The organism is Viridibacillus sp. NPDC096237 (assembly GCF_050278625.1).
Taxonomy (GTDB): Bacteria; Bacillota; Bacilli; order Bacillales_A; family Planococcaceae; genus Viridibacillus.
The window spans coordinates 58,329-77,806 of the sequence record NZ_JBNNTI010000017.1; the positions used below are offsets into that span (position 1 = coordinate 58,329).

Genomic DNA, 19,478 nt, shown 5'->3' on the forward strand with positions numbered 1-19,478 from the left:
TGTTTTGCAATAGAGTAAAGAATAGCTAGTTGGAATATTTAGGTGTAGAGATTGGGATACCGTATCAGATAACAATTTCGCTTGGGAGATGAATAGTGATGGAAATAAGTGTTAAGCAAATTGATTTGAATGGACTCATTTTTCAATATCGTGAAACTGGAGAGGTGTCTGCACCGCCGCTTATTGCCCTTCATGCGCTAGGTCAAAATTCGGAATCCTGGGATGAAGTCGCTACTGTATTAGGAGAAAGGTACCGTGTACTGGCTTTGGATCTACGTGGTCACGGTGGGAGTGCCAGAACAGGTACTTATTCTTTTGAACAAATGAGCGAAGACCTGCTTCTTTTTGCAAATGCCATGGGTTTAGAACGGTTTACATTGATTGGGCATTCTATGGGTGGAACAGTTTCATACCTCTTCTCGGAAACATATCCGTCAAGAATAGAACATCTAGTTATTGAGGACACGCCTCCTCCATTTCACAATGAGAAGATCGAAATACCTTCAAAGCCATCTGAACAATTGCCATTCGACTGGATAGTCGTGCCTTCAATTTTGCAGCAACTCAATGAACCTAACCCTGAATGGTGGACACGTCTACCCGAAATACTTACACCTACGCTTATAATAGGAGGCGGGTCTACAAGCACTGTTCCCCAAGACAAATTGAAAGAGGTTTCTGACCTGATCCCAACTTGTGAATTGGTGACGATAGAAGGTGCTGGACATCATGTTCATAATTCAAATTTACTAGCATTTTTGGATACTGTAAAACCCTTTTTGAATGTTTGATTACGTTTAGTAGGGATTCTAATTAAAAAACAAAAAGACTTCATATCGAAATCCCAGATTGAAGACAACAGGCAGTTGGATTGAACTCATTCCAACTGCCTTTAAAATTTTTCTTGATTTTTTCATCATAAACATATTCGTGTTTTCGAAAATATATTCCCCTTTTGTTTTTGGAAGTGTATAAGGAAGGTCTGGAGTGATTTTATTTTCTACTAGGAATTTTGTAATTGCAGGTGTTTTATAAGCAGCACCCAATATGCGAATTAAATGGTCTTGTGGCCAGTTATTCAATTGTTATTACCTATCAGGTTTTCCGAAGCTTACCACTCGCTTTCCGCGGGCGAGCGTCGGGCCGCTTCGTCGCTACGCTCCTGCAGGGTCTCGACTGTCTCGCTTTTCCCGCAGGAGTCGAGTGGACGCTTCTCCAAACCAATAAAATGCTGCCTTCTACTTTTCTAATTACTCATTCATTTTAATAGTTGTTAGACGGTAGACAAACTCGGAAAAAACGAGTTTTCTACAGTCTTTTTATTTATATCAGGATAGATCAGATTTTCCGAAGCTTACCATTCGCTTTCCGCGGGCGAGCGTCGAGCCGCTTCGTCGCTACGCTCCTGCAGGGTCTCGACTGTCTCGCTTTTCCCGCAGGAGTCGAGCGGACGCTTCTCCAAACCAATAAAATGCTGCCTCCTACTTTTCTAATTACTCATTCATTTTAATAGTTCTTAGACGGTAGACAAACTTGGAAAAAACGAGTTTTCTACAGTCTTTTTATTTATCCTGTGCAAACAATAATTTTTAAAACCTAATTCTCAATCTACGGCCAATTTCATTTGCTGGCGATAAGCAATAGGACTAATGGTGAAGTTAGATTTAAACACTTTTGAAAAGTAATTAGCATCATTAAAGCCAGTAGTTAACGCAATCTCACTAATTGGTAAACTAGTTTCTTTAAGTAATTGCATGGCATGTGTGAGTCGCTTCTCATTTAAGTATTGTTTAAATGTAATCCCTTTTGTTGAGGAAAATAACATACTTAAGTAGCTTGTGCTAATGCCTAAAAAGTCAGCGAGTGTTGTAAGATTCAATGAGCTATCCGTGTAATAAATATCAATATAGTCAAGTGCACCATTTACATAATCAAATTGTCCGTGCTCTTTTCGGTGTATTGCCTGATTCATAACATCTTGGCAAAAGAGGATAAACTCTTGGATGATGGTATAAAGCACTGGATGATTCAAGATCATATCAAATAACAGGTCATATTTCTTTTCAACTTCGATTATTTTGTCCATTTGATATTTCAGCATAAAGCGTCGGACTTGAGCAAGTATACTTGTAAGATGAATGCGGATGGCGTCTGGTTGATAGTACGTTTTCATATTTGAAATGTTATACAAAAAATCCTTTATAGCTTGGGCATCATTTTGCTCTAAGCTATTAATCCAAAGACGTTGTTGTTCAATAGTTAAAAAGTGATCAAATTTTTTATAGACAGGCATTTTACTGACATAAAAAATTTGAGAAAAGCCACTCTGAAAGCGTAAGTTCAACGCTTGCTTTAATGAATTGTACATTGACTTAATTGATTGTATAGGGAAATCGTATATAGCAATATTTAAATGGGCATTGTTGTATTTAGTCCATTCGCGCATAATGGATTTTCCCTTTTTGACCAATTCTTCTAGATTTGAATCATTCGAAAAGCACATGATTCTTTTTGATAATGGATAAAAAGTAAAGTGCTGTGAGAATGGAAGTGATTGTAGCCAGTGGAAAAGTAATTCATTCTGCTCTGAAAACTCTGTTTCTATCATAAAACAATAAACATAGTCTTCAATAGCGATAGGGGAATCATCTATAAATAATGCTGGATACATTGAGTTCTCTTGTACATAGGAGAGTGTATCGTTAAAAGAATTCAAAACTTGCCTCGATGCATGTGTTAAATATTGTTTTAACAAATTCAAATCAATCGGTTTTACTAGCAATGTTAAAGCACGTAATGAAAGTGCTTCTTGGGCATTCTTAAATAAGGGTTCAGCTGTTATTGTGATTAAATTGTGAGGTTGAATCGATAAAGCCCGTTTTAATCCATTTGTTTTATCTTGCATCAATAATTCAAGCTCTAGCAAAATAATTTCCGGATTCGCCATTTCAAGCCATTTTATAGCATCTTCGACTGTTCCTGCTTCATAAACAGTTGTAATGTTCAACTGATAGTGTTTTATAAACCATTGAATGCCGGTTCTCTCAGTTTGATCTCTATCTATTATCAATAGCTTCATCCTGCATACCACCTCTCCATTATTTATGATTAAAATGTTATTGATAAAAAATCTAAAAAAATTCCCTATTTAATCTAATATAATTCCATAATAGTTAAGAAAATTCCTCTTTTATAGTATCGCTTATTAAAACTGTTGTCTGAATGATAGTTAGTGAATCAGTGATATCTGGAACGCTAACAGATTTTTACGATGATTCGATTGAGGCACATTCAATTGTTTAAACAACTACAAATGAATTCGTGAGATTAAATGCATTAGCATATGATGTCTTGAAACAATGATTTCCGGAAACGGTTACATGGGGATAAGAGTGATGGAAAAAAGACTTTAATATATTCCCGTTAACCTAAACTTTAATATTGCTAAACATCGAGCAGAAGTCATTGAAAGAATTCACAGATACTATGAGGTGATAATTGGGGTTTTACAAGTGAAAGATCATAAGTTTTGGATAACACACCCATGAAGCGGCGTAGCAAGCCATCCGCTCAAAAATCAGAGTATAAGAAGGAAACAAAATAAACGAGCCTATAAAACAGTAAAGATTAGTCTCTATGATGAAGGCCATTTTTCTTTGTCATTTAGATATAGCCATCGCAACGTTTCAAACGACGTAGGGCGAGTTAAGGACGGAATCATTAGCATGGGGTGAAATTCCGTCAAGTGATTAAAAATTTAAATTGGTGGAGGTTACTGAATGAGTGAACCCAAAACAAAAAATTTAAAGTTGCATCTCTTTGGCTATACGGATGATATAGATGTTAATAAAATTAATGATAACTTCAAAAAGCTAGACACGGAAATTATTGCTCCAAAAACACAAGTATTTGTCAGTGATTTTCCAGGGGCAACGGATGCCATCAAAATTCAAGCGGCCCTGGATTTTGCGTTTGCGAATAAGCAAAAAGTCGTCATTGCGGAAGAACGAAAATATCAACTAAACGCAACAATCAAGATCCGTGAAGGGGTAGAGTTACGCGGAGAACGTGCAACACATTACTCATTGGACGCGAATTTGAGGGGCTTTGAGTTGGAGCAGGGAGCTTCTTTTTGTGGTGGAACGATCAGTATAGGGATCGATAAGTACTCACAGGAAGTTGTCTATTTAGACGGAAAATATAAGTATGATAGTGTTAGTGCCAAAACGGCTATCCGTGATTTAGTCATGTGGAACTGGACGGCAACTACAGGCGGGGTGGGTTTATCTCTATTCTCGGGTGGAGAAACGCATCAGATTCAGTTTTTAAACATTGAACGATTGGTGATATGGAATTTTGACATCGGAATTCGATTAAGAGCAACGGAACCAACTACGGGGCAAACATGGATCAATGCAAATCGATTCGATAAAATCACATTGTCAGAATGTAAACAAATGATAGTGATTGAATCAAACAATACTGTTCCATTCGAATGTTCGGGTAACATATTCACTAACCTGCAGATTCAACCAAGCACTACCACTAAGCAAATTTTGAAAATTTCGGGCATGGGGAATACGTTTACAGGTGTTCTATGGGATACACAGATGATCCAACAAACGGGACCAATTGCAGAGTTTACTGCTACCAGTTCCATGAACAACATTAATATGATGTTCTTTCCTGAGGACCGCTGCGTAAACAATGGTGAAAACACTAATAGAATCGGTGTGGCTGGATTGTCCGCAGAGGGGGAATTGGTAGAAAGGGACTGGAATACAATTCAGAAGATGGGAACGTATCGAATCATTGAGCCCTCCGGACTTACAGCAGCACGTCATCAGCCTGTAGGCGCTTACGAATATGGAATCATGACAGTTTTTGCAATCGACGACAATGTATCTCAATTTTACGTCCCTCATCAAGTAACTGAAGGTATCTATATTCGTTCAAAGTTCGGTTTAACCGACTGGACATCGTGGTTACAGTTATCTTCATCAGCACAGCTAGAGGTATTAAAAACGGCTTTGATTCAACGTAGACAGATTAAAAATACGGATGATTTTAACTTAATAACACAAATGGGGACGTATCAAATTTCATTCGCAAATTTATCTTTTAATACGAAAAAGAATCAACCGCCACAGGAGGTGACGAGTTCCGGGCTTTTGCAAATAACGACCAACTTGCACTCAATTGTTCAATTGTACTTTCCTCACTCAACAGATGGCATGTGGTTTAGATCCAACTTTAATAATGCAGGATGGACACCATGGAAATTGAGTGGAAAAGGTGGTGGTGGTGGTCCTGCAATTATCGAATCATTATCCGCAGATCCTAAAAATCCGGAAATTGGTAATATGTGGATAAGGAGTGATTTGTAAATGGGTACCCCTATCGCTTATCAACGCATACGAACAGGGAAGGGGACATTTGAAATACCTTTGTATTCGATGACTGATGCATCTATCCTGGATAAATCCTTGCAGGTGATGACACATAAGGGGCTAGCTTGCTATGACCTAGTGGATACGAAAGTTAGAGGGGTTGAAAATTCTTCCATCCTTAGAATCCAAACGCACAAGGGCATTAAAGCCATTAAAGGCGTCGTGAATATCATCAAGCCAATTAGTACTGCCACAGTAAGGGCAAATGACGGGGCATCAATCATTACAGAAAATACCCCAGACTATTTCCATGTCACTACAAAGTGGGCGGGGGCGGGGCTTATCGTACCAATCGGCCCTCTTATACCAAATCACTATTACGATTTTACGATGTCTATAGAAGTATCGTATAACTTAACAAGAGAGGATTTTGTACAGGTGAAGATAAGGAACGCCACTCAAAGAACTTACTTAGTGAATGGTGGAGCTATTATGTTTACCACTCCAATCGTGGGGATAAAACAGGATCTAAAAAGTGTACGGATTAATACAGGGGCAATCTTGCCGACAGATCAAATTGAACTAAACATATTTTCGGCAAACGGCGACAATAACAAGATTAATCCGGTGAACTTTAAAGTCTATAAAGCAGGTATGACAATCAAATTAGTATAAATTCACGGGGGAGCGGGTATTCAGCTCCCTACTTTTTTCATTATAGTTGGAACTTGTAAAATTATCGCTTTGTCGTTGAGATGTCAAAAATACACTAGGAGTAGGATTGGGAGAGTGAAAGAGTTTTCATTGTTGATTCCGCTATAGTAATAGCCACCCCAGCTTTATCGGAGGGGGATGAAACATTAGAAATATTTGTGTTACTCATGATAAATCTGTTATTGATGAAAAATCAAAAAAAATTCCCTATTTAATCTAATATAATTCCATGTTATCTAAAAAAATTCCTCTATTTAAAAACTTTTTCTCATATATATTTAATGGTCAGAATTTTAAAATAATATAAAGGGGAGTGGTTGAAATGGAGGGCGTTCGAGAAACGGAATTGACTGTAAAGAGTTCAAAAACAGATTTAATGTCAGTCATTAAATTTGTGGTCTGTAGTTTGATTGGTATTTTTAGTTTCTTTGTTACTTTTACATACAACGGTAAATCTTCTATTTTATTAGATCATATTGTTAGTTGGTTATCGATGAATGTTCCAACCTTAGTAACCATCTATATCGTTATTATGCTAGTTTGTGGTGCTGCTTATCCGTTTATCTCAAAAACTTGGAATAAGGATATTGTCAATTTTGTGATGTCAGTCTTTAAAGTAATTGGTTTAGGTACTGGCTTATTACTTCTATCCGGAGTAGGTCCAGATTGGCTGTTTGATCCAAGTGTAGGGCCATTTTTAATGGAGAAATTAATAAAGCCAGTGGGTGTTCTTATTCCAATAGGAGCCATCTTCTTAGCATTATTAGTCAGTTATGGATTACTTGAATTTATAGGTGTATTTATGCAACCTATTATGCGACCAATTTTTAGAACTCCTGGTCGTTCAGCAGTTGATGCAGTAGCATCCTTTGTTGGTAGTTATTCTGTAGGCTTATTATTAACCAATCGTGTATTCAAACAAGGGAAATATACGATTCGTGAAGCTGCTATTATTGCAACTGGTTTTTCAACTGTGTCGGTGACATTCATGGTCGTTGTTGCGAATACACTTGATTTAATGGCCTATTGGAGTTCGTTCTTCTGGGTATCACTCATCGTTACTTTTATCGTCACGGCAATTACGGCTAGAATATGGCCACTTGGAAAATTAAAAGATGAGTATATTGTAGAGCAAGGTGATCCAGAAGTGATTGTAACTGAAAAAAGACTATTAACAGCATGGACTGAAGCGATGCAAGCAGTGAAACATAATCCACCGTTTATAAAGAATCTTCTACAGCATTTAAAAGAAGGATTGCTGATGACAATGGGTGTCTTACCATCAATTCTTTCAATTGGGTTATTTGGACTTTTATTAGCAATGTATACACCCATTTTTGATTGGGTTGCCTATATTTTCGTACCATTTACATGGGTTTTACAATTGCCAGAGCCTATGTTAACTGCTAAAGCGTTAGCGGTTTCAATAGCAGAGATTTTCTTACCGGCATTATTAGTCGTGAATGCAACAATCATCACAAAATTTATAGTAGCCGTTGTATCCATTTCAGCAATTTTATTTTTCTCAGCAGTTATTCCTGTAATTATTTCAACTGATATACCTTTAACAATACGTCAACTAATTATCATTTGGTTCCAACGTGTTGTTTTAACACTTATTCTAGTAACACCAATCGCATTTTTACTATTTTAAAGGGAGCGTGTCATTATGGAAAATGTTATGCAGAATATTAAAGCACCAACTGGTAGTGAATTGACTTGTAAAGGCTGGACGCAAGAAGCAGCAATGCGTATGTTGATGAATAATTTGGATCCAGAGGTGGCTGAAAATCCTGATGAACTTGTCGTTTATGGGGGGATTGGGAAAGCCGCTCGTAACTGGGAGAGCTATGCACAAATTATTGAGTCATTGAAAAAGCTAGAAAATGATGAAACATTACTTGTCCAATCAGGAAAACCTGTAGCGGTATTTCGCACGTACGAGCATTCGCCACGTGTCTTAATTGCAAATTCAAATCTTGTTCCAGCATGGGCGAATTGGGAGCACTTTTATGAATTAGAAGATAAAGATTTGATGATGTATGGACAAATGACTGCAGGAAGTTGGATATATATAGGGGCACAAGGTATTTTACAAGGCACATATTTAAGCTTTGTGGAGGCCGGTAAAAAAGTATTTGGTTCAGCAGATTTAAAAGGAAAATTAATCTTAACAGGTGGAATGGGTGGAATGAGTGGCGCTCAACCGCTAGCGGGGAAAATGGCTGGAGCCGTTATTCTTGTTGTCGAAGTGGATAAAAAACGCATCGAGCGTAAAATCAAGGAAGGATATTGTGATTATTTAGCAGAAGATTTAGAGGAAGCCCTAACATTGGCTAAACAGCTTCAAGACAAAAATGAACCTGCTTCTATCGGGCTTGTAGGCAACTGTGCAGATGTCTATCGTGAAATTTTTGAACGTGGAATCATTCCAGATTTCGTAACAGATCAAACTAGTGCGCATGATCCATTAAATGGCTATATTCCTAATCATATGACACTTGAAGAAGCACTTCAGTTACGCAAAAATAATCCGAAGCTATATGAGCAAAAAGCAAAGCAAGCGATGGCTGACCATGTGCAAGCGATGCTCGATTTCCAAACAGCTGGAGCAGAGGTTTTTGATTACGGCAATAATATTCGTAAATATGCAGAAGAAATGGGCGTAAAAAATGCCTTTGATTTCCCAGGTTTTGTTCCGGCATACATTCGACCACTATTCTGTGAAGGTAAAGGACCATTCCGCTGGGCTGCACTTTCAGGTGATCCAGAAGATATTTATAAAACAGATGCACTTGCGAAAAAGATGTTTGCGAATGATGAGGGACTTGTGAACTGGATTGAGATGGCACAGAAAATGGTTAAATGGCAAGGGTTACCTGCACGTATTTGTTGGCTGGGCTACGGCGATCGTCACCGATTTGCTTTAAAGGTAAATGAAATGGTGGCTTCTGGTGAGTTAAAGGCTCCAATTGTATTTGGCCGTGATCACTTAGATTCAGGTTCAGTTGCATCACCTAACCGTGAAACAGAGGGGATGCAAGACGGTTCAGATGCAGTATCTGATTGGCCAATCTTAAATGCTTTAGTCAATACTGCAGGAGGAGCGAGTTGGGTAAGTGTCCACCACGGCGGCGGAGTAGGAATGGGTTATTCACAACACGCCGGGCAAGTGCTTGTCGCAGATGGAACAGAAATGGCAGCTGAAAAAATTAATCGTGTATTAATATCAGATCCTGGAATGGGCATTGTTCGACATGCAGATGCGGGTTATGATATCGCTATAAAAACGGCACATGAGAAAAATGTGAATATGCCAATGTTAAAAACAGAGGGGTGATAACACATGATTTTACTTATTGAAAATGCAAATCAATTAATTACCTTAAAAGGAACGAAGAATAAAGCTCGCACTAGAGAAGAAATGAGCGACCTACAAATCATTGAAAAAGGCAGTGTATTAATAAGTGGAAATCGTATTGTCGCTGCAGGTACACAAGCATCTATAAGAGCGTATTATCCAGAACTAGTGTCGCAAGCAAAAATAATTGATGCTACTGGTAAAGTCGTCATGCCTGGATTGGTTGATGCACATACACATCTTGTCTTTGGTGGAACTCGAGAAAATGAATTCCAAATGCGTCTAAACGGTGCAACTTATATGGACATTATGAATGCCGGTGGTGGTATTCATGCAACAACGAAAAAAACACGAGAAGCTTCTTTTGAACATTTATATGAAAAATCGTATGGCCACTTAAATGATTTCTTGCGACATGGCATTACTACTATAGAAGCAAAAAGTGGTTATGGGTTGGATTGGGCAACAGAAGAGAAGCAATTAAAAGTAGTCAAAAAACTGCAAGAAAATCACGCCATTGATGTTTCCAGTACGTTCATGGGAGCGCATGCTATCCCAGCTGAGTATAAAGAAAATCCTGATGCATATGTTGATTTGATCATAAATGAAATGATTCCAAAAGTAGCGGAAGAAAACCTAGCCGAATTTAATGATGTATTTTGTGAAAAAGGTGTTTTCACACCTGAGCAATCACGTAAGATTCTACTAGCTGGAAAAGAATATGGCTTGATACCTAAAATTCATGCGGATGAAATAGAACCATATGAAGGTGCAGAGCTTGCAGCAGAAGTAGGTGCAATTTCAGCCGAGCATTTACTTGTAGCATCTAATCAGGGTATTAGTGATATGGCGAAAACAGGAACAGTTGCAGTATTATTACCTGGAACAGCTTTCTTTTTGAAGGCTGCATCTGCAAGAGGTAGGTTGATGATTGATGAAGGTGTTCCAGTAGCAATTTCGACTGACTTTAACCCAGGATCTTCTCCAACGATTTCTCTACCTTTTATCATGAACTTAGCATGTATGAATATGGGCATGACGATGGAAGAAGTATTAACTGCCACGACAATCAACCCAGCGTATGCGATTAATAGAGGACATGAAATTGGTTCACTTGAAGAGGGCAAAAAAGCAGATGTACTCATCTTAGATGTTACGAATTATCAGCAACTACAATATTTCTACGGCATGAATCATACACATACGGTTATTAAAAATGGTCGAGTTGTTGTTGAGAATGGTGTGCTGTGTGATGAATCACAGGATGTTACTGATTGAAAATGAGCTTAAAATTTTATGGAAGAGACCTCTGATTGCTATAATCAGAGGTTTTTTTCTATGGTTTAATAGAGAAGTATAAATAATTTCAAAAAAATGAATCGGAAATGAGTCGACCGGCGTCTATAGGGTGGTTGCTTGAAAGGAGGGCGCGGATTGGCTGAACAATTGGAGGAAATCATTGAAGAGTATGGCGATTATTTATTGCGCGTCTCATACTTATATGTCAAGGATTTGACGACAGCTGAAGATATTGTGCAGGACGTTTTTATAGCTTTTTATAAAAAGCAAAGTCAATTTAGAGGTGCGGCTTCATTAAAAACTTATTTAGTGAAAATGACAGTTAACCGCTGTCATGATTATTTACGGAGTTGGAAGCGAAAACGGCTTACATTAATGGATAAAGTGACAGGTAAAGGAGATAGTAGAACACCAGAATATCTCGTTTTAGAAGCAGCTGACCGTAGGCGTGTAACAGAGGCACTATTGCAACTGCCGATATTGTACCGAGAAGTTATCATTTTATATTATTATCAAGAATTAAATACAGTGAAAATAGCAGAAATATTAGATTGTCCTGAGGCAACAATACGTACGCGACTGCAACGAGCACGCAAATTATTACATAAGCAATTAGTTGGTTACGAATGGGAGGGGTGGCAGCATGAATCGTTTGAAGTATGATTTAGATCGTGAGCTAAAGCAACAAGTTTTCTTAAAGGATGATGTGAAAAAAAGAATGCTCGAGCAGGCAAAAAATCCAACTAGAAAGTCACGCTCCAAATGGCAGTATCCAGTCGTACTTGTAGCATGTGCAACTGTGCTATTTCTATTTGCGACATTACTATTTCAAGATGTAACTGGAAATGAAAAAGTCGTTACAGGTGCCAACGCAGAATCTGGCTTACAGCTAGACTGGCTAATTGAATTACTTCCTTATATCATTCTGGGGAGTATTATTTTCACTATGGTTAAATTCTTTCAACCGTTTGAGTTACCTGTTTGTGAGAACTGTCATGAAAAATGGAACTGGCGAGTTTCTATTAAAAAAATGTTTACTTTCAATCGAACTATGTTTTGCCCACATTGCGAAAAGAAGCAATATCAAACGAAAAAATCAAGAATTCGTATGAGTCAGTTTGTCTTATTACCAAACTTAGTCTTATTGATCAATGCATTTTTTGACTTCTACTGGTGGGAAATTGTTTTGATGTATGTTGCTATTCTCATTACTGGATTCATTTTAATGCCATATAATTTGAAGCTTCAAAACGATGAGGATTTGAATTTGTGGTAACTAATGCTTAATATAAAATAGCTAAGGGGATTTTTCCGCTTAGCTGTTTTGAGTAATATATAATAATTAGTTCAGCCGAGAAAAATAATCCTGAAAGAGATCAAATTGAATATCGTTAATAAGTCCAAACCTCAAAAGTTTGTTTTATTACATGTGTAGTTGATTGGAGCGGAGGTGGCGACTCCTGCGGCAAAAGCGGGACAGTCCAAGACCTGCAAGAGCGTAGCGACGAAGCCGCTTGGCGCCCCCCGCGGAATGCGTCCACCGTAGCGGAAATCAACGGCCTTATCTATTTTAAAAAAAAGACCGTAGATAAATTCGAATTTCTTTGAGTTTGTCTACAGTATGAGGCACTCGATATAACAAGTGCCTTTCTTATATATAAAGCTTATTTTTCACCGCTTAATTCTACTAAGATTTTAGCTTGTGATTTATCGTTTGTTAAAGCTTCAAAGCCTTTATTTACGATATCATCTAATTGGATACGGCTAGTGATAATACCTTGTGGTTTTAATTGACCAGTACCCATTAAGTCTACAGTTTGTTGGAATGATGTTGGTGTGTAAGCAATACTTGAAGTGATTTTCACACCTGTATTTGTTAAATGGATTGGATTCCATTCAATAGGACGAGCAAAGATAGATACGATTACCATTGTACCGCGAGCTCTTGTTGCATCAATCGCTTGTTTAAATGTTGGTGCAACACCAGCAACTTCAAATGATACATCGACACCGTCTGGAACAATAGCGCGAATCGCTTCTACACCATTTACATCCCCAGAGTTTATAACATGAGTAGCACCAAGTTCTTTCGCTTTTGATAGGCGAGTTTCCGACAAATCTAGCACTATAATTTTACTTGCACCAGCGGCTTTTGCTGCGATAGCAGTTAATAATCCGATTGGACCTGCACCGAAAATAGCTATAGTATCACCGAATCGTAAATTACCTTCTTTTACGGCTTGCACTGCTACAGCGGTAGGTTCAACAAGAGCACCGTCTTCAAGTGTCATTGTTTCAGGAAGTAAGTAAACATTGTTTTCAGGAGCATTTGCAAATGTTGTAAATCCACCATCACCATGCAAACCTATAAAGCTAAAGCCATCATAAGCATCTACATCTTCAGGTTTGTTACCATGAGTTAATGTTGGGTTAATCGCTACACGATCTCCAATTTTAAATTTAGTTACGTTAGCGCCAACTTTTTCAATAACACCGGCAAATTCATGTCCCATAATAAGAGGAGCGATTTCACCAGTTAAACCGTCTTTTTCTTTAGTTGGTACAAATACAGGGCCTTCTTGATATTCATGCAAATCACTACCACAAATACCTGCCCATGCAACACGTACTGTTACCTCATTATCTTTAAGTGCTTTCAATTCTCTTTCTTCAATGCGAATATCTTTTTCGCCATACCATACTGCAGCTTTCATAATATATTGACCTCCAGTAAATTGTTGTCTTCGTAATACACCCCCATTCTAGCACTCTAAAAAAATGCTACAACTAAAAGGACTTGGAAAAAGCTAGAACGGACTAAAGACAGAATAAAATGTACATAAAGAAGTCTGATAATAATAGATTAACAAATGGATCCATCGAACCGATTAGAAGCATTTCGTGAGGCCGAATCAAATATCGAAGAGGAAGCAGATTTCTTAATAAGCCTGCCCTTAGTTATTTAGAGATTATCCGAGATGTGAAGAATCATTATCTATTACCACTCGTTGCGTACGTGAAGATTAAAGTTGCTACTATTTACGTAAAAGTTAGACACCAATCTAATTTTTGTGTGGTTTTTTTGGTAAAAGTAAGTGTTGAACAACGTATCCAAGCGGTTCTACGAACTTAAATGGAGAAGAATCCATGATTGAAATTGCGAAAGATATCGGTGGTGTCACAAATCGAGTTGTCAGTGAATGGGTTCGCCGTTATCAAAAAAAGTATAGAGACTTTCTTAAAATCCAAAGTGTAAATTTCCAAGATAGAATTATTGGAATATTTATTTGAACAAAGGGTAAAAAGAAGCTGGTTATTTTATTGAAATAATCAGCTTCGATATCTTTTTTTAAGCAAGTCTCTTTTGGAACGCAGATGCACCATTTTCTTTTACTATCTGGAGTTTCCTTTTAGTTAATCTGCCCACATTCAAATAAGAGCGTGTTTTGATCAATTTTTTTCAAAAGATGTTCTGTAGATTTGTTCACATATCAAGGTTAATATCATTAATTTAATCAAACTTTATTACAAAACTACAGGGATTAGGTTTTAAAGTTCATTTCTTTTTATTAAGTACATTCCGGTTTAAGTTGTAATTATTCAGTAAAGGACACGCCATAAATAAAAGGTAGCGTATGATTCCCAGTTTTTCCATGGAAACGATATTTCTAAGATTTCATCTTTCGTAGGCTTTCGGTTCATATTACGTAATATTTTTATCGAATTAATAAGACCCACATCATCGATTGGAAAAGCTGTCTGGAACCTGAGGCAGCGCATTAGAACATAATTGGCTGTCCAAGGACCGATTCCTCGTATTTTAATTAAGTTTTTTTCAGCATCTTTAAAGTTCATTTTCATTAATTTTTCCCTCGATAATTCTCCACTTGCCATTAATCTGGCAATTCCAATGATATATTCACTTTTTTTTACCGTCATTTTAATATCTGCTAGGTCTGTAGGTGTTAACTGTGCAATTCGTTCGTACGGTGGGAACATCCAATACTTTTTCCCATTCCATTCGATAGAATCGCCAAATTCTTCTACAAATTGCTTCTTTAAGGAGTATGCGAAGGCTAAGTTAATTTGTTGCCCTAAAACTCCCCAACATAAAGCTTCAAATAAATCGGGAATGCCGACAACTCGTAATCCATAGAATTTTCGGGCAGGCAATTTAAGTAATGGGTCTGCTTTTGCCATTTCATAAAATGACGTTAAATCGTTATCAAGATCAAACCATTCATGAATATATTTTACAATCTCTTCCTGTTTCCACTTTTCAATAGGTCTAGAATCATTTAGGAATTGAACAACCATTTGTTTATTATTGATTACGCTTACCTGTACTAAGGACCGAATTTCCCCAATGGCTATAACTTTTGTAATTATATCGTTCTCTATTTCATACATGCATTCATTTTTTTCCCTTGTTAGATAGCCTAGATTTGCATTCATGTCGAAATTTTCAGGTAATGTAATTACAATAACATCATTGACTTCATGCCATGTCACTTTTTCATTCTCCTTTACAAAATAATTATAAAAAACTCACGCTGATTGAAATTTTACTTTACCACATAATAATCTTTACTAATTTTGTTATCTTGCTATTACATTCTAAACACCTTATTTTTTTCTATTTATGAGGTTATAGTGTTAGTTATCAAGAATGCTAAATAGGAGTGGATAAAAATGGTCCAAGATATAAAAACACGTGTCGAAAACTTAAATTGGGAATCAATTCAAAATGAATTAGATGAGCAAGGATTTGCAAAGCTTCCAGCGATTTTAACAAAAGATGAATGTGAATTCTTCATAGAATTGTATTGTGAGGAAGAGTCATACAGAACGACAATCAATATGACGAGATATCGCTTTGGGAATGGGGAGTACAAATATTTTTCCTATCCATTACCTGAAATCATCCAAAGTTTAAGAGAGTCCTTTTATCTAGAATTGACCAAAACAGCCAATCGATGGTTGGGTTATTTGAAGAAAACAGAACAGTTTCCAGATCATCTTCAAGATTTTTTGAAGACCTGTGAAGAATATGAACAAACTAGACCGACACCTTTAATATTAAAGTATGAAACAGGCGGGTTTAATTGTTTGCATCAAGATTTATATGGCGACATATTTTTCCCTTTTCAATTAGTATTTGTATTAAATCAACGAGATAAAGACTTTTGCGGTGGAGAATCTCTATTAGTGGAACAAATTCCTCGTGCCCAGAGTAGGGGACATGTAATTACTTTAGAACAAGGTAGTGCGCTGATCTTTCCTACTAACCACAGACCTGTTCTGGGTAAAAAGGGATATTACAAAAATACGGTTCGTCACGGAGTAAGTACGGTTACTTCTGGAGAACGATACGGTCTTGGAATCATTTTTCACGATTCTAAATAAAAATTAAACTTCAATATCTTGCTATTCCATTCCTAGAATTGTACATTCTGAAATTATAGGGAGTATATTGTAATGAGAGGTGAGATAAATGCCGGATAGTATCAATAACGGACATAAAGAGAGCCCTGATCATAGAATTTCGAATGATGTAGAAATGATAACAGATGATAAGTGGCAAGCAATTATAAATAATGATACAGCGTACAATAATCAATTTTTCTACGCTGTAAAGTCGACAGGGATATTCTGTAAACCATCCTGTAAATCTCGCGTTCCAAAAATAGAAAATGTATGCATTTTTCCAAACGCAGAACAAGCTCTACGCGCAAATTTTCGACCTTGTAAACGTTGCAAGCCCACTAATGAAAATCTGCCTGATAGCGAGTGGGTTGGTTTAATTACGGAATACATTGATAAAAATTTCACAGAAAAATTAACTCTAGAATCGTTAGCAAATATTTGTCATGGAAGTCCGTATCATATGCATCGAACATTTAAAAAGATTAAAGGCATTACGCCGGTTGAGTATATACAACAAGTTAGAGTACACGCGGCTAAAAAGTATTTGATTCAGACAAATAAAGCGATTGGAGATATCGCCATATGTGTGGGTATGGCTAACGCGCCTTATTTTATTACTTTATTTAAAAAGAAAACTGGACAGACACCAGCACAATTTCGTCAAATGAGTAAAATGGAGGAAAAGTACAATGAAAACAAAGAATAAACCAACCCTTTATTGGTCTTTACTAAAGTTTAAGGATTGGAATTTTTATATTGCTTCAATTTCAAAGGGGCTTGTGTTTGTAGGTTCACAGAACAAACCATTCGAAGAATTGTTCGAATGGGCTAAGAAACACTTTCCAGGAAGTCCTCTTGTTGAAGATGATGAAAACCTTGAACCCTATGTCGCTGAAATCGCTCAGTATCTAGAAGGAAAGCGGAAAACCTTTACTGTTCCATTTGAGTACGTAGGTACGCAATTTCAGTTAGCAGTCTGGAATGCACTTTGTGAAATTCCTTATGGACAGACGAAATCTTATTCCGACATTGCAAATGATATAAATAAACCAGCAGCTGTTCGTGCTGTAGGAGCAGCTATTGGGGCTAATCCGGTATTAATTACTGTACCGTGCCATCGTGTAATAGGAAAGAATGGCTCATTAACTGGCTATCGGGGCGGATTAGAAATGAAGACACTGCTCCTGGATCTGGAAAAGCGAGCTTCATCTAGCAATGAGTAATTATTGCCGTACAATGAATGGAGGTTCCGTCATGAAAAGTGAATTATTCTATAAAAGTCCGAAAACCATTTTGAATAAAGGGACTGGCTTTCTTTCTGGATATACTCATTCACTAAATCCTTATACAGGCTGTTCATTTGGGTGTTCCTATTGTTATGTACGTGAAATGCCTGTATCTCTTTTTCGAGAAGGGGAATGGGGAAATTGGATCGATGTTAAAAAAGGAGCTGCGAATTTATTAAAAAAGGAGCTCCATCGCGCCAAAGCCAAAGGGAATGTAACCATTTTTATGTCATCAAGTACAGACCCGTATCAACCAATAGAGCATAAGGAAAAAGTGACGCGATCTTTACTAGAAGTTATGGTAGAAGATCCCCCTGACTTCCTATTAGTACAGACTAGAAGCCCACTTGTGAGTCGAGATATCGATTTGCTGCAACATTTTAAAGATAAAGTTCGGGTAAGTATGACAGTAGAGACCGATAGGGAAGATATTCGCAAGCATTTTGCGCCCTATGCTCCCCCTATTCCAGCAAGGCTTAAAACACTCCAACTGCTTGCTGAATCCGGTATTCCTGCACAGATTGCCATCGCACCCGTATTACCAAGTAGCGAGCGATTTGCAGAAATATTGCGTCCCTTGGTTAACCGAGTATGTATTGACGATTATTTTATGGGGGACGGCAGTGGTGGTAAACGAACACACAAGATGGGCTTACAAGCTTTATATAGAAATTTGAAAATGGAAGAATGGTATCATCCATCCGTCTATCAAATGGTTTATAAACGAATGCGGCAGTATTTTTCGGAAGATGAACTTTTCATTAGCCAGAAGGGTTTCGAACCCTAGCGCTATTAATTTTAGTTTACATAATATAAATTATGTATTTTTGTAAAAGTTTCTGCAAAATAATCACCTGTGTCATTAAATTCAGAGTAAGTGATGAGTTACACAAAAAGGCTTACCTTCACCTTTAATAAATAAAATTCTTTCCCAGTTATTCATATTAAGCTCCTTTATTACTTCATTCTATAAAGAAATTGAGAAACCTTTAGGAATCTAGTTTACTCACAAATAGCTAACTTTTTATAAAATAAATGATCTTCAACAAATATTAAATACTAAACAGATCTAATTTCATTAAAATAAAGGTGTTTTGGGGTTTTTGTCCAATAAAGGATATTCGGTGTTAGAAAAATGTCCATTAGTAAGTGCTTCCAATTCGAGAGCGGGGTATGTAAATGACGGATAAGAAGACAAGAGATCTTTATTTTTTTATTTCACTTATGTTTGAAAAAAAGCGTTTGATCGTGACAGGTATTTTGTTAATGATCATCGCAACTTTTATTGATTTATTATCTCCTTTAGTCATGAAGCAAATAATTGACTCAGCAATTCCTGAAAAGAATTTCAAAGCATTGTTTATTTTTATAGCAATTTTAACTATTTTACCTATTCTTTCAACAATTTTTAGAACTGTACGAATGATACTAAATGTTAAAATCGGTGGGAATGTAACCGAAAAATTAAGAACGATGGCGTTTGAGAAAGCATTTACACTATCATCAATAAACTTAAATCAGTTGAAAATTGGAGATATAGTAGACCGTGTAATGCGCACTTCGGGTATGATAGGTGAAGTTTATATAGCAAATGAATTACTCAACGGGATTACAAGCCTATTCATGTTTATAGGAATGACTATATTTATGATCACAATTAGTTTGAAATTAACTTTAATCGCATTTTTAGTTGTTCCGCTAGTATTTATCATAACTTATATTTTAGGGAAAATATCAGAAACTAAAACAAAGAGTTTTATGGAATATACAAATAATGAAATGACTTTTTTTACGGAACTAATCAGTGGCATAAAAAATGTTCAAATCTTCTCCCAACAAAAAAGTGAATTGAAAAACGTAAAGAGTTTGTTGAAAAAACATAAAGAAATACATTTAAATACGAGTATCACTAGCGTTGCATTAAAATAACTTTAATTTTAAAAATACTCAAAATGTTCAATAATCTTGTTTTGTGCATAAAAAAAGTCCTTTATAATGGAT

The 19,478-nt window shown here is 36.7% G+C and carries 18 protein-coding genes and 1 pseudogene; 15 read left to right on the forward strand and 4 right to left on the reverse strand.

What is annotated here, in order from left to right; genetic code table 11:
* The first annotated feature begins 98 nt into the window (after positions 1-98).
* Positions 99-791 carry an alpha/beta fold hydrolase gene (locus ACQKMD_RS11345; protein ID WP_427752112.1) on the forward strand — a complete coding sequence of 231 codons (693 nt, stop codon included), beginning with the start codon at positions 99-101 and terminating at the stop codon, positions 789-791.
* Between the two features lie 18 nt (positions 792-809).
* Here ACQKMD_RS11345 and ACQKMD_RS11350 read toward each other — a convergent pair whose 3' ends face one another.
* Positions 810-1,082 carry a hypothetical protein gene (locus tag ACQKMD_RS11350; RefSeq protein ID WP_427752152.1) on the reverse strand — a complete coding sequence of 91 codons (273 nt, stop codon included), beginning with the start codon at positions 1,080-1,082 and terminating at the stop codon, positions 810-812.
* A 521-nt stretch (positions 1,083-1,603) separates the two neighbouring features.
* Entirely contained in the window at positions 1,604-3,079 is a 1,476-nt protein-coding gene (locus ACQKMD_RS11355) for a helix-turn-helix domain-containing protein (RefSeq protein ID WP_427752115.1), read from the reverse strand.
* A 700-nt stretch (positions 3,080-3,779) separates the two neighbouring features.
* Here ACQKMD_RS11355 and ACQKMD_RS11360 point away from each other — a divergent pair.
* From ACQKMD_RS11360 to ACQKMD_RS11390, 7 genes are all read left to right on the forward strand, one after another.
* The gene (locus ACQKMD_RS11360) at positions 3,780-5,387 is read left to right on the forward strand and encodes a pyocin knob domain-containing protein (protein WP_427752117.1); all 1,608 of its coding nucleotides are present in this window, start codon (positions 3,780-3,782) and stop codon (positions 5,385-5,387) included.
* The gene (locus ACQKMD_RS11365) at positions 5,388-6,065 is read left to right on the forward strand and encodes a hypothetical protein (protein ID WP_427752119.1); all 678 of its coding nucleotides are present in this window, start codon (positions 5,388-5,390) and stop codon (positions 6,063-6,065) included.
* 361 nt (positions 6,066-6,426) lie between these two features.
* A complete protein-coding gene (locus ACQKMD_RS11370) occupies positions 6,427-7,758 on the forward strand; it encodes a YjiH family protein (RefSeq protein WP_427752121.1) in 1,332 nt (443 codons plus the stop codon).
* 15 nt (positions 7,759-7,773) lie between these two features.
* Positions 7,774-9,444, forward strand: coding sequence for a urocanate hydratase (gene hutU / locus ACQKMD_RS11375; RefSeq protein WP_427752123.1), 1,671 nt, complete (start codon positions 7,774-7,776; stop codon positions 9,442-9,444).
* Positions 9,445-9,450: 6 nt separating this feature from the next.
* Complete coding sequence (gene hutI, locus ACQKMD_RS11380) at positions 9,451-10,743, forward strand: imidazolonepropionase (protein ID WP_427752124.1); 1,293 nt, start codon at positions 9,451-9,453, stop codon at positions 10,741-10,743.
* Between the two features lie 156 nt (positions 10,744-10,899).
* The gene (locus ACQKMD_RS11385; RefSeq protein ID WP_427752126.1) at positions 10,900-11,427 is read left to right on the forward strand and encodes a sigma-70 family RNA polymerase sigma factor; all 528 of its coding nucleotides are present in this window, start codon (positions 10,900-10,902) and stop codon (positions 11,425-11,427) included.
* On the forward strand, positions 11,408-12,040 hold the full coding sequence (locus ACQKMD_RS11390; protein ID WP_427752128.1) for a TIGR04104 family putative zinc finger protein: 633 nt from the start codon (positions 11,408-11,410) through the stop codon (positions 12,038-12,040). Before ACQKMD_RS11385 ends, ACQKMD_RS11390 begins: the two co-directional genes overlap by 20 nt.
* Before the next feature lie 388 nt (positions 12,041-12,428).
* On the opposite strand, the gene ACQKMD_RS11395 is transcribed toward ACQKMD_RS11390, so the two are convergent.
* Positions 12,429-13,478: a 2,3-butanediol dehydrogenase gene (locus ACQKMD_RS11395; protein ID WP_427752129.1), complete on the reverse strand. Its 1,050-nt coding sequence runs from the start codon at positions 13,476-13,478 to the stop codon at positions 12,429-12,431.
* Positions 13,479-13,631: 153 nt separating this feature from the next.
* On the opposite strand from ACQKMD_RS11395, the pseudogene ACQKMD_RS11400 reads away from it, so the two are divergent.
* Together ACQKMD_RS11400 and ACQKMD_RS11405 are read left to right on the forward strand one after the other, a co-directional pair.
* Positions 13,632-13,780 (forward strand): annotated as a pseudogene (locus ACQKMD_RS11400) (porphobilinogen synthase); the annotation flags it as partial.
* 131 nt (positions 13,781-13,911) lie between these two features.
* Positions 13,912-14,055 (forward strand): hypothetical protein, encoded by a 144-nt coding sequence (locus ACQKMD_RS11405; RefSeq protein ID WP_427752132.1) that lies wholly within the window; start codon positions 13,912-13,914, stop codon positions 14,053-14,055.
* Positions 14,056-14,364: 309 nt separating this feature from the next.
* Here the strand turns inward: ACQKMD_RS11405 and alkA are convergent, their stop codons facing one another.
* Positions 14,365-15,276: a DNA-3-methyladenine glycosidase II gene (gene alkA, locus ACQKMD_RS11410; RefSeq protein WP_427752134.1), complete on the reverse strand. Its 912-nt coding sequence runs from the start codon at positions 15,274-15,276 to the stop codon at positions 14,365-14,367.
* 180 nt (positions 15,277-15,456) lie between these two features.
* On the opposite strand from alkA, the gene ACQKMD_RS11415 reads away from it, so the two are divergent.
* From ACQKMD_RS11415 to ACQKMD_RS11435, 5 genes are all read left to right on the forward strand, one after another.
* Positions 15,457-16,170: a 2OG-Fe(II) oxygenase gene (locus ACQKMD_RS11415; protein WP_427752136.1), complete on the forward strand. Its 714-nt coding sequence runs from the start codon at positions 15,457-15,459 to the stop codon at positions 16,168-16,170.
* An 88-nt stretch (positions 16,171-16,258) separates the two neighbouring features.
* On the forward strand, positions 16,259-16,897 hold the full coding sequence (locus ACQKMD_RS11420) for a bifunctional transcriptional activator/DNA repair enzyme AdaA (protein WP_427752138.1): 639 nt from the start codon (positions 16,259-16,261) through the stop codon (positions 16,895-16,897).
* Positions 16,881-17,414: a methylated-DNA--[protein]-cysteine S-methyltransferase gene (gene adaB, locus ACQKMD_RS11425; protein WP_427752140.1), complete on the forward strand. Its 534-nt coding sequence runs from the start codon at positions 16,881-16,883 to the stop codon at positions 17,412-17,414. The genes ACQKMD_RS11420 and adaB overlap by 17 nt, the downstream gene beginning before the upstream one ends.
* A gap of 31 nt (positions 17,415-17,445) precedes the next feature.
* Complete coding sequence (locus ACQKMD_RS11430) at positions 17,446-18,264, forward strand: radical SAM protein (protein ID WP_427752142.1); 819 nt, start codon at positions 17,446-17,448, stop codon at positions 18,262-18,264.
* 392 nt (positions 18,265-18,656) lie between these two features.
* Positions 18,657-19,406, forward strand: coding sequence for an ABC transporter transmembrane domain-containing protein (locus tag ACQKMD_RS11435; RefSeq protein ID WP_427752144.1), 750 nt, complete (start codon positions 18,657-18,659; stop codon positions 19,404-19,406).
* The last annotated feature ends 72 nt before the right edge of the window (positions 19,407-19,478 follow it).